Raw genomic sequence first — 12,170 nt, forward strand, 5'->3', positions numbered from 1 at the left:
AAAATTAATATCTCCTTATTTTTGCGCTTCTTTAAAGAAAGCTTGATGTTTTTCTAATAGATCTACCGTTAATATCGTATCCCACTTCTTCAAATATTTAGGTACATGCTCATCATTTACTTGCTCACCTTCATAAAGAGCTACAGGATATTGCTTCAATAAATCAGGGCGGGCCTCCGTTGCGATTACTTTGGCTATTTCACGCGCTAACGCTTCATCCCCCTCTTTATCTACTACAGCCACTGATTCTGTTAATGTAAAGTTACCTTCTATTGGATCGATATAATCAATCGGTAGCCCTTCTTTTTTAGCATTGATAGCCTGAATACGCAGACCAAACCCTACAGCCACTTCGCCCGTTTTTACTTTTTTAATAGGCCCAGAGCCTGAACTTTCGATATGCGGTCCAGCATTTTTGATTAAATCAGCTAATATTTGTTTGCCCTCTTTTTCTCCATACTCATTAATAATGGCCTGCACTAACAACCAAGCTGTTGACGAGTCATGAATATTAGGAAACGACAATAAATCTTTATAGGCGGGGTTTGTTAAATCCTTAACAGAGGTTGGAACTGGCAAATCTTTTTGTTTTAATAAATCCGTATTAATAAAAATCGAGCCGATATTCCCTAAAATCGGTAATGCAAATGTAGAACCATCATCTAAAGGCTTTAAATCAGAAGATAAATCTACAAACATAGACTTGGACTTTTGCGCACTTTCAATAAAATAAGAAGCCGTTGTTACGACATCCGCCTCAATGTCTTTCCCCTCCGCCATTATTTTCCCGCCCAGTTCAGACGTTCCGAATGATTGGATTATATATTTACCTTTATACCCCTTGTTATCTAATGTTGCTTCCATGACGTCAATCGCTTCATCATCCGCATTTGAATAAATAATGACTTGATCTTTCGAACCCGCTTCCGCTCCTCCACATGCTGCCAAAACAATCGCTGAGCTAACTGTACCTAACATCATTACTGTTGATTTTTTCATCTTTATGCTCCTTTGTTTTTTCTTTAGGTATTGCTATATAATCACAACCTAATTTCACAATGAGGTTTGTACATAAAATAAAAATCGATAGAACAAAAATGTCTGTATACTTCGCGAAATGTTGAAGTTCTTTTATACGTGTCGATACAAGCATCGTTTTCGTGCTAACAAGGAAAATTACCCCGCTAACAGTCACCATGGCATTTAAAAAATAATAGCTAAACATTTGATAAATCGTAGGTCTAATATTCGGTAAAATAACGCGAATAACCGTTTTCAACCACGAATCTTTTAATAGCTCTGCTGTTACTTCCCATGTCGGATCCATTTTTTGCAATGAATTTTTCGCCATTAAATATGGTGTTGTAAAGAAGTGAACGACATTACACGCAATAATGATGAGGAATGTCCCTTTTAAGGAACTCCCATTAAAGAAGAACAAGTAAGAAAGACCAAGTACCATGCCTGGCACAGTATTCGTAACCATTGAAGCAAAATCTATGCTTTTCCTTCCTTTAAGCGGTGTTCGTACATTTAATAGAGCGGATACAAACGCTACAGCCACACCTAAAACAGCTGCCAAAACAGCCACTATTAGCGAGTTCATATAGACTTGCTTCAAGCCCTGTTCAGCTAGTACGTTTTTCACATGCTCAAATGTAAAGCTGAAATCATATGGGTAACCTTTCGTAAAAGGTACTATAAATATTGTTGAAAACATGATTAATACCGCACCTACACAAACAAACGAGAAAACAGTAAACATTACATCACGGAAACGATGGACAACGAGGTCACTTTTAGAAACTTGCTTATACTGAAAATTAAATCGTTCCAAAATCGTTAACATAACAACTCCAAGCACTGCAGGTACTAACATTAAAATCGAAATCACTGCACCTCTCTCGAAATGTACAATGGAACCAAGCATCGCTTGATATAGCTCAGTTGCAATAACTTTGTAGCTACCACCAACTGACGCTGGTATCCCGAAATCTGTAAAACTTAACACAAACGATAGTATGAATGCCCCACCAATCGTCCCTTGCATCGGACGAAATACTGTATGATAAAATCTTCGGTATGGTCGATCATGCATCAGCATGGAAACTAGCAGAAACCTTTTATCAATATATTGCATAGAATTTTGCATTAATATAAAGGCAACGGGCAATGTATACAGCACATAACCAATTAATAAACCGTTAAATCCATAGACTGTAAACAAGGGCTGACCAAGTATCTTCGTAATAATCCCTTGATTGCCAAAGGTATAAATCAGTACAAATCCATATGTTATGGTCGGTAATAGCATTGGTAATGTAATACCCACTTGGACAAGCTTTTTCGTAAAGCGATGCATCGTTGTAAAATGAACAGCATAGGCCAATAAAAAAGCCAAAATGGTCGTGATCAAAGCTGCTATTAAAGAGACTTGAAAACTATTGAAAAACGCATCACGAATCTCCCCATTTTGCAATGTTTCCACATAGTTTTGAATGGTGATGGCCTTCCCCTTTTTTAAAGATTGCCAAAACATATACAGTAACGGAACAATTAAAAAGAAAACAAAAAAGAAAATAATCGGAAGAAAAATCAATTTCATTATTTTATTTGTTTTAAGCATACGATTCTCCAAATAGCTGATAAATGTTATGACGTTTTATATGAAGCTGTCTTAATATAAAATCTTCAACAAATTGGTTTTCTGGTGTATTTACTATTTCTTGCGGCGTTCCAAATTGCGAAACAGTTCCCTCATTAATAATTAGCACTTTATCTGATAGCGTAAGAGCTTCCTCTGGATCGTGCGTGACAATGATTGTCGTTAAATTAAATTGGCGAGCAATGGATTGAATCCGTTCTTTAATCGATTCCTTTATCACGCCATCTAGCGCACTTAACGGTTCATCCAACAATAAAATTTTAGGCTGCATCACAAGTGTTCTAGCTATAGAGACACGCTGTTTTTGCCCGCCTGATAACTCATGAATCTTTTTATGTAAATGTGGGGTCAGTTCTAAAAAGTCTATATATTCCTGAACCTCTTTTTTTAACATTCCTTCTTTTTTATTTTTCAAACCATAGACGATGTTGTCATAAGCATTTAAATGAGGAAACAACGCAAAGTCCTGAAAAACAATATTAAACCCTCGATCTTGCATAGATTGTTTCGATATATCTTGTCCGTTGTAAAAAAGCTGTCCATTCGTTTGTTGAGTAAGACCTAGAATAATATTGAGTAAAGTTGTTTTTCCACAACCACTCGGCCCTAGTAACGAAACTATTTCACCCGATTGAATGTTTAAATTTATATTCATCAAAACTTTTTTATTTTTATAGTTTTTCGAGATATTTTTTAGTTCTAACAAATTGGTCACCTCTCTTTAGTTCTTAACCTCAGTATAGGGACAATTTGTAAAGGGAATTGCGGATTTATGTAAATATTGAGTAAATATAGACCAATTGTTGACAAAGTTACGATCATTTTGATTATCATTTAATAGAGGTGATGTGCAATGTATACAATAGAAAGGCAACAGCATATTTTGCAATTTGTCCGAAAACATAAGGTAGTAAAATTAGTAACGCTAACAAAAGAGTTTAATGTATCAATGGAAACAATACGTCGTGATATTCATCAGCTTGTGCAAGATAAGAAAATGGAGAAGTTTTATGGTGGTGTTAAATATATTGAACCTGCCGAGGGATTGATGGATAACCGATTCCATGAACAGCTACCAGAAAAGATCGCAATCGCAAAAGCTTGTGCTTCTTTAGTACAAGATGGGGAGTGTATTTTTTTAGATAGTGGAACGACCACCTATCAAATGACACCTTTTTTATTAGAAAAAGAAAAGTTAACCGTTATTACAAACTCACTTCCCGTAGCCTTTGATTTAATAGGCTCCAATATTGAAGTGATCATTATCGGCGGTAAAGTTCGTCATTCTGAAAAATCTGTAACGTCTAATGCTTTCCTCTTCCGCTTCGATCATTTAAATATTAATAAAGCTTTTATTTGTGCTAGTGGGGTGTCGATTGAAAAAGGAATTTCAGATTTCAATTTAGAAGAGGCTATCACCCGAAAACAAATTATTAATATTTCTCAAACTGTGTATGTAGCAGCTGATTCTTCGAAATTTGACAAAGATGTCGCTATTCAAGTTTGTCCAGCAGATGCGGTAAATATGATTATTACAGATTGTGGACTCTCTAAAGAAACGATCAATCATTTCACGGATAAAGGTGTACAGTTAAAAATAGTAAGTACAAACATAGATACTGAATGAAATTTATGAAACACAAAAGCAACTAGCTGTAGTTAATACCTCCAACTAGTTGCTTCTCTTTAATTTCTTTAGATGATATTTAATTGGCGCATAATTTTAGCAAGGCCATCCTCATCTACATGTTCTGCAATATGGGTAGCAACAGCCTTTACTCTCTCATGCCCATTCCCCATCGCCACACCTGTCCCAACAGCCTGTAGCATTTCTATATCATTCATACCATCTCCAAAAGCAATGGCATCATTTAGTGTCAGCCCCATTTTCTCAAGAACCTTTTCAATACCAGTAGCCTTCGAGCCTCCCTTCGGTAAAATATCACAAGAATAGCGATGCCAGCGTATAAACTGCACGTTCGGAAATGCTTCACGATATAAATGTTCATCTTTTTCTTCCATAAAAATAAGTGTTTGATATACATCGTTCTGCATATAATAAGTTGAGTCTAAATTTGGATACTGGTATTTTAAAGTATTTAAGCTTTCTGCCACCATATCGTTATTTTCAACAGATGCAATCATTTGCTTGTCATCTAAAAATACTACAGGTTCGTTCCGTTCTTCACCAAAGGCAATGATTTTGGCTAGCTCGTCTTTCTCAACACCATTTGTATAGACAACCTCACCACGATAAACAACATATTGCCCATTAAATGTCACATACGTATTAATATCCAACTCTTCTAGTAAGGTCTGAATCATAAAAGGCGCACGGCCAGTTGCAATCGCTAGCTCATAGCCATTTCGACGAGCCTCAAAAAGCGCTTCTTTCGCTGAAGCAGGTAATATTTTCTCACTATTATAAAGCGTACCATCTACATCAAAAAATAATATTTTCTTCATCTTATAGTCCCCTTCATTATGTATTATTCTGCAAAGGCCAACGACTTTACAGAGGTATGATTTTTCATTATAATGATCCTAAGGAGTGATGTGCCATGCTGAAGAAACTCAAACGCAAATTGTTGAAGCAACTTCGCGGCATACTCGGAAAAAAATCAATTGCCTAACATTTGCCCTTCATTATTTGAAGGGCTTTTCTTTATTTTAGAGTAACTGCGTGATAATATAAAGGAAATGCATTTATTTGGCTATGTGCAACCACTGTCTCATTGCTTTATTCAATTGCAACTTGTTGTAATTACGTCTGGATTAAAACACTGAGATACAAGAACTTCAAACGCCTAATTTCGCCATTAGTATACTAGAAATTCGTTGTTTTTTCTTGTAGTACGTGCGTGGTATTAGTCAAAGCTGCAAAAAAATGTACGCAATAAAAGGAGAGCAAACTATGATTTACAAAGTTTATTACCAACAAAAAGCAAATGAAATTCCAGTTCGCGAAAATACTAAAAGTCTATACCTTGAAGCTGCTTCAGACCGCGAAGTACGTGAAAAGCTAAAAGACCGAAACTACAACATCGAGTTCATCCAACTGCTTGAAGGTAACTATTTAGCTTACGAACAAGCAAGTCCGAACTTCGTCTTAGAGGAAATTTAACAAACATGAAGTTTGTTAAAAATGACCAAGCAGCTGTTTTCGCGCTCGGCGGACTGGGCGAAATCGGCAAAAACACTTACGGTGTTCAATTTCAAGATGAAATCATTTTAATTGATGCCGGCATTAAATTCCCAGAAGACGACTTACTCGGTATTGACTATGTTATTCCGGACTATACGTATTTAGTACGCAACGTCGACAAGATTAAAGGATTATTCATTACCCATGGACATGAAGACCATATTGGTGGTATCCCCTACTTATTACGTCAAGTAAATGTCCCTGTCTACGGTGGTAAGCTTGCACTTGGCTTACTTCGCAATAAGTTAGACGAGCATGGCTTACTACGTACTACAAAGCTAATCGAAATTAAAGAAGAAGATGTTATTAAGTTCAGAAAAACATCTGTTAGCTTCTTTAGAACAACACATAGTATTCCAGATGCTTACGGGATTGTTGTAAAAACACCACCAGGTAACATCGTGCATACAGGTGACTTTAAATTTGATTTTACACCTGTAGGCGAGCCAGCCAACTTAACAAAAATGGCTGAAATCGGACGCGACGGAGTACTATGCTTACTTTCAGATAGTACAAATGCAGAAAAGCCGAATTTCACTATGTCAGAGCGTACAGTTGGAAAAAGTATCGACGAAATTTTCCGTAAGGTTGATAGTCGTATCATTTTTGCAACTTTCGCATCCAACATTCACCGTTTACAGCAAGCAACAGATGCTGCTATAAAATACGGAAGAAAAATTGCTGTCTTCGGACGTTCGATGGACAATGCCATTACAATCGGTCGTGAACTAGGCTATATTAATGCACCAAAGGATACATTTATTGATGCCCAAAGCATTAATCGTCTTCCTGCCAATGAAGTAATGATATTATGCACAGGCTCTCAAGGTGAACCGATGGCAGCCCTTTCTCGTATAGCAAATGGCACACATCGTCAAATCCAAATCCAGCCTGGTGACACAGTTGTCTTCTCTTCTTCGCCAGTACCAGGAAATACGGTAAGTGTAAACAAAATTATCAACTTACTTTTCCGTGCAGGTGCAGAAGTTATTCATGGTGCACTTAATAATATCCATACGTCTGGTCACGGTTCTCAAGAGGAACAAAAACTAATGCTACGCTTAATGAAACCTAAATTCTTTATGCCAATTCACGGTGAATTCCGTATGTTGAAAATGCATACTCATCTAGCAGAAGATTGTGATGTTCCACTTGAAAATACATTTGTTATGGAGAATGGTGACGTGCTAGCATTAAGTGCCAACGAAGCACATGTAGCAGGTCGCATCCCTTCAGGAGACGTTTATATTGATGGCAATGGTATTGGAGATATCGGCAATATCGTCTTACGTGATCGACGCATCCTTTCAGAAGAAGGTTTAGTGATCGTTGTTGTAAGTGTGGATATGGAAAATCAAAAAATCGTTTCTGGCCCAGACATTATTTCACGAGGCTTTGTTTACATGCGCGAGTCAGGTACGATGATTAATGAAGCACAAAAAATGCTAAACCGTCACCTGAACGAAACAATTCAAAGCAAAACTCCTCAATGGACTGAGCTGAAAAATGAAATTACTGACGTATTAGGACCATATTTATTTGAAAAAACAAAACGTCGACCTATGATTTTACCAATTATTATGGAGGTTTAACCTCCTCACAAAAAACTACGCAAATTTGCGTAGTTTTTTTTTCATTTTTCTGAAACCTCTTTGCTATTTTTTCGTATATAGTAATAACAACTTTAAAGTCACGTAGTGCTATTAGTAACACCGCAAGCAATTCTACTCCCTAGTCTATTACATAATTGCCACTAACACTTCAATTTTTCGTACGACCACTTAATTTCAATAAAATAGGATTGTTCACCCTTTAGAGTGACCAATCCTATTCCATGCTTAAATATTAAAGTATTTAGCTATTACATAAGCAACCCATCTATGGTCTGGCTGCAAGCGTATATTTTCAATCAAACCTTTTAATATCGGTTTACTATAGGTTGTATTTTCTACTTGAAGTTTTAATAATTCAAGAGACTCGCGTTCTATAGAGTCTTCTAATCCGTCTAGATGTTGTTCGATTAATTCTAGTAAAGATTCCTGTGAGACTTCTTCATTACAAGGTTTTGCTGTCAATTGAATAAGCTCTTCGGTTATAAACGGAATCGTCGTATGCCGTGCAATAATTTCCGTCTTTTCAGCTAGAGATTTAGCCAATAGCTCTAAATCGAGTGGTATATCAGAAAAAATAAAAAGTTCTGAATAACTTTTCATAAATCCTTTAATACAATATACGACATCATATTTTGTCTCGTGGAGTTCATCTTGATATAGCTGCTCCAACATATAAATAATTGTCTTAGATATATCCGCATCATAAGCCATTATTTTCTGAAACAACTCGTTTTTTGCAAGAAGTACTTTCTCATTAAAAAACACACGGGCAGATGCAGCATTTTTTTTAAATGCTTGAAAAACACTTTTGTAAAACTCAACTAAAATGATGTCTTTACTAAGTGAACTTCTGACCACTTGGTCAATATCAGTAACAAACTGTTGTAGATAATACTCTACCATGGAAATTAGAAGCTCTTCTTTTGTTTTGAAAGATAAATAAAATGCACCTTTTGAAATTCCACATCGCTCTGTAATTTGCTGTACAGATGTAGCTTCAAAGCCTTGTTCTGAGAATAGCTCCAACGCTTTCTCCATAATAAGTTGCTTTTTTAACATACTTTTAAATCTCTCCTAATGTATTTCGTTGACAAATGACCGATTAGTCATTAGTATAAATAACTGAATCAAGTTAGTCAATAAAGGGTAGGTGTGAAGGTGAAAGGTTTAGTTAATTTCGTATTGAAAAACAAATTGGCAGTGTGGTTATTAACAATTATCATCACTGTCTCTGGTATTTATTCAGGTACAAAAATGAAAATGGAATCCATACCTGATATTTCTATACCATATTTAATTGTAATGGGTGTTTATCCTGGCGCAACACCTGAACAGGTTATGAATGAGCTTTCCATGCCATTTGAAAAGGCAGTAGAAAGCTTAGAAGATGTAAAGGCTGTTTACTCAAACTCCTCTTCAAACGTAGCACAAGTTCAAGTTGAATACGACTACGGAATTGATATGGATGAGAAAAAACGCCAATTAGAGTCCGCTTTAGAATCTATCAAATTACCTGAAGGTGCTCAAAAGCCGACAGTTATGGCAATTAGCATGAATATGATGCCAGTTGTCGCTTTATCAATTAGTAGCTCTAAGGAAGATATTGTTGATTTAACGTCAACAGTAGAAGACATTTTACTACCTAAAATCGAAAAAATTGATGGCGTTGCTTCAGCAACTATTAACGGCCAGCACATTAATGAAATATCATTTAAATATGATCAAGCGAAAATGGCTGCTCTCGGCTTAACAGAGGATTCTGTCAAGCAAATGATTCAAGCAAGTGATATGTCGCTATCACTTGGTTTATATCAATTTACTGTTGGCGAACAAGCCGTATCAGTAGATGGTAAAGTACAATCTATCGATCAGTTAAAAGACTTATTGATCCCAGTTACACCTTCAGCTACAAATCCTTCACCATTCGTTCGCTTAGGCGATATTGCAACGATTGAGGTCGAAGGTAAAGTACAATCTGTATCCCGTACAAATGGCGAAGATGCGATTGCGATTCAAATCGTTAAAGCTCAAGATGCAAATACGGTAAAAGTCGTAAATGCAGTGAAAGATTTAATGAAAGACGAAGAAAAATCATTAGACGGCTTAAAAGTGGATATTTCACTTGACCAAGGTAAACCAATTGAAGATTCAGTCTTCACAATGATTGAAAAAGCAGTATTCGGTGGTGCCATTGCCGTATTAATTATTTTACTATTTTTACGTGATTTCAAATCAACAATTATTTCGATTATTTCTATCCCAGTTTCAGTATTCATGGCATTACTACTATTAAACTGGATGGATATCACATTAAACATTATGACTCTCGGTGCGATTACCGTAGCAATTGGTCGTGTCATCGATGACTCCATTGTAGTTGTTGAAAATATTTATCGACGTATCCATTTAAAAGAAGAAAAACTAACAGGTCGTGCTCTTATTCGTGAAGCGACAATTGAAATGTTCAAACCAATCCTTTCTTCTACATTAGTAACTGTGGCCGTATTCGCCCCACTAATGTTTGTAGGCGGTATGGTTGGGGAATTATTCATGCCGTTTGCGTTAACAATGTCATTTGCGCTAGGCGCTTCATTAATAGTGGCGATTACAATCGTTCCAGCTTTATCTCACTTCCTATTCCGTAAAAAAATATACGGTGAGAAAAAAGAAAGTCAACATAAAGAAGTTGGTAAACTAGCTCTTTGGTATAGAGGTGTATTAGCGAAAGCATTAAACCATAAAATCATTACATCAGTTATTGCGATTGTTTTGCTTGTTGGTTCTCTTGCTTTAACACCACTTATCGGCTTCAGCTTCATGGGCTCTCAAGAAGAAAAGGTTATGTACTTAACGTATACTCCTGCTACAGGCGAGCTAATGAAAGATTCAGAAGCAAATGTCGCAAAAGTAGAAAAAGAATTAATGAAACGCAAAGACGTAGATATTTTGCAAGTTTCTATCAATGACCCTAAACATGTTGATCCTTCAGCAATGATGATGGGTGGCGGTGCTGGCGGTGCCTTAATGTACCTCATCTTGGATCCAGATATGAAGGACTTCCCTAAAGCACGTGAAGAAGTAGAAGACTATGTAACGAACATCGGTCAATCAGGTGAATGGAAATCTCAAAACTTCTCATCAATGTCAGGATCTTCAAATGAAGTGAGTTACACATTATATAGTGAAAATCTAGATAAGCTTCGCAAAGCCGTGAAACAAGTGGAAGGCGCATTAAAAGAAGTTGATGGATTAGAAGAAATTAAGTCTGATAATGAAGATCCATTTGTTGAACATACCTTAAAAGTAGATCAAAAGAATGTTCTACAATACGGTTTAACTACTGCTCAAATTGTAATGGCTTTAAATGAAAATACATCGCCTGAAGTTTTAACTAAAGTTCAGTATGATGGTGAAGATATCGATGTTATTGTACAACGTGAAGAAAAAGCTGCAGCTAAATCAATTGATGATGTATTAGCTACTAAAATCCAAACAGCTTTAGGCACAACAATGACAATCGGTGAGTTAGTAAAAGTAGAAGAAGGCACTACGTTAAACACATTATCTCGCTCAAAAGGTGAATATTTCGCAAAAGTTTCTGGTACGCTTATCGGTGACGATATTTCAAAAGCAACTTCTGCTGCTGATAAAGAAATCGATAAATTAGATTTACCTAAAGGTGTAACGACTGGCGTTGCAGGTGTTGCTGCAGATATGCAAGAAACATTCACACAACTTGGAATTGCTATGTTAGCTGCAATCGCGATCGTTTACTTCATTCTAGTAGTAACATTCGGTGAAGGTTTAGCACCATTCGCTATTCTGTTCTCACTACCATTTGCAGTAATTGGTGCATTTGTCGGCTTGTACGTCACAAATCAAACTATTTCTGTTTCTGTTATGATGGGACTATTAATGCTAATAGGTATCGTTGTAACAAACGCCATCGTATTAGTAGACCGCATTATCCATATGGAACGTGACGGACTTGCTATGCGCGAGGCTATTTTAGAGGCAGGGGCAACTCGTTTACGTCCAATCTTAATGACTGCTATCGCAACAATCGGTGCGATGATTCCAATGGCAATCGGTAATGGTGGCAGCGGCTTAATTTCAAAAGACCTGGCGATTACCGTAATTGGTGGTTTACTATCTTCAACATTATTAACATTAGTAGTTGTACCAATCGTGTATGAAATGCTATCTAAAATGTTAAAGAAAAACCGAAAAGATATGGAAGAAAATTAATAAATAAATGTAAAATGGGCTCTCCTTTAAAGGGGGGCCCTTTTTTCTATATTTTGAAGAAACCTTTTGGCTATAACCCATTGCATAACGTGGGGTTGATTTCCGTTACAGCTGAGCGCTTCGTTGCTGACGCTTCGCTTTCGCACAGAGCAGAGCTTCCTGAGGGCGTCGGGGCAACAGGATGTTGGTCACGAAGGCGTTATCACAGGACGTGATGCTTTTAGCCTTCGTTCCTCTACCCGCTTCGTTCCAGGGTCTCGGGCCAACAGATGTCTTTTGCGCGAAAGCGTGAGTGCAACGTAGCGGCAGCAGCAGGTTTTGTTTGTGCGAAAGCGCAGCGACAGCAGCAGCAGGTTTTGTTTGTGCGAAAGCGCAGCGACAGCAGCAGCAGGTTTTGTTTGTGCGAAAGCGCAGCGACAGCAGCAGCAGGTTTTGTTTG

Annotated in this window: 10 protein-coding genes; 4 read left to right on the forward strand and 6 right to left on the reverse strand. The window is 37.0% G+C overall.

Features of this window, described 5'->3' with window-relative positions:
- Window positions 1–15: 15 nt before the first annotated feature.
- The 3 genes from ACFTQ7_RS01435 to ACFTQ7_RS01445 are packed head-to-tail and all read right to left on the reverse strand — an operon-like array spanning window position 16 to window position 3,371.
- A complete protein-coding gene (locus tag ACFTQ7_RS01435; protein WP_386826921.1) occupies window positions 16–999 on the reverse strand; it encodes an extracellular solute-binding protein in 984 nt (327 codons plus the stop codon).
- A complete protein-coding gene (locus ACFTQ7_RS01440; RefSeq protein WP_386826922.1) occupies window positions 962–2,626 on the reverse strand; it encodes an ABC transporter permease subunit in 1,665 nt (554 codons plus the stop codon). Before ACFTQ7_RS01440 ends, ACFTQ7_RS01435 begins: the two co-directional genes overlap by 38 nt.
- Window positions 2,619–3,371 carry an ABC transporter ATP-binding protein gene (locus tag ACFTQ7_RS01445; protein ID WP_386826923.1) on the reverse strand — a complete coding sequence of 251 codons (753 nt, stop codon included), beginning with the start codon at window positions 3,369–3,371 and terminating at the stop codon, window positions 2,619–2,621. Before ACFTQ7_RS01445 ends, ACFTQ7_RS01440 begins: the two co-directional genes overlap by 8 nt.
- Before the next feature lie 147 nt (window positions 3,372–3,518).
- Between ACFTQ7_RS01445 and ACFTQ7_RS01450 the strand changes: the two genes are divergently transcribed.
- On the forward strand, window positions 3,519–4,292 hold the full coding sequence (locus tag ACFTQ7_RS01450) for a DeoR/GlpR family DNA-binding transcription regulator (RefSeq protein ID WP_386826924.1): 774 nt from the start codon (window positions 3,519–3,521) through the stop codon (window positions 4,290–4,292).
- Between the two features lie 68 nt (window positions 4,293–4,360).
- On the opposite strand, the gene ACFTQ7_RS01455 is transcribed toward ACFTQ7_RS01450, so the two are convergent.
- Entirely contained in the window at window positions 4,361–5,131 is a 771-nt protein-coding gene (locus ACFTQ7_RS01455; RefSeq protein WP_386826925.1) for a Cof-type HAD-IIB family hydrolase, read from the reverse strand.
- Window positions 5,132–5,579: 448 nt separating this feature from the next.
- Between ACFTQ7_RS01455 and ACFTQ7_RS01460 the strand changes: the two genes are divergently transcribed.
- The gene (locus tag ACFTQ7_RS01460) at window positions 5,580–5,789 is read left to right on the forward strand and encodes a DNA-dependent RNA polymerase subunit epsilon (protein ID WP_349658984.1); all 210 of its coding nucleotides are present in this window, start codon (window positions 5,580–5,582) and stop codon (window positions 5,787–5,789) included.
- 5 nt (window positions 5,790–5,794) lie between these two features.
- Window positions 5,795–7,462, forward strand: a complete 1,668-nt coding sequence (rnjA, locus tag ACFTQ7_RS01465) for a ribonuclease J1 (protein ID WP_349658985.1) — start codon at window positions 5,795–5,797, stop codon at window positions 7,460–7,462.
- A 246-nt stretch (window positions 7,463–7,708) separates the two neighbouring features.
- Here rnjA and ACFTQ7_RS01470 read toward each other — a convergent pair whose 3' ends face one another.
- Window positions 7,709–8,542 (reverse strand): TetR/AcrR family transcriptional regulator, encoded by an 834-nt coding sequence (locus tag ACFTQ7_RS01470; RefSeq protein ID WP_386826926.1) that lies wholly within the window; start codon window positions 8,540–8,542, stop codon window positions 7,709–7,711.
- Window positions 8,543–8,641: 99 nt separating this feature from the next.
- On the opposite strand from ACFTQ7_RS01470, the gene ACFTQ7_RS01475 reads away from it, so the two are divergent.
- Complete coding sequence (locus ACFTQ7_RS01475; RefSeq protein ID WP_386826927.1) at window positions 8,642–11,731, forward strand: efflux RND transporter permease subunit; 3,090 nt, start codon at window positions 8,642–8,644, stop codon at window positions 11,729–11,731.
- Between the two features lie 105 nt (window positions 11,732–11,836).
- On the opposite strand, the gene ACFTQ7_RS01480 is transcribed toward ACFTQ7_RS01475, so the two are convergent.
- On the reverse strand, window positions 11,837–12,170 hold a 334-nt coding region (locus tag ACFTQ7_RS01480; RefSeq protein ID WP_386826928.1), incomplete at its 5' end, for a hypothetical protein.

Source organism: Lysinibacillus sp. NPDC056959 (assembly GCF_042674095.1).
Classification (GTDB): domain Bacteria; phylum Bacillota; class Bacilli; order Bacillales_A; family Planococcaceae; genus Lysinibacillus; species Lysinibacillus zambalensis.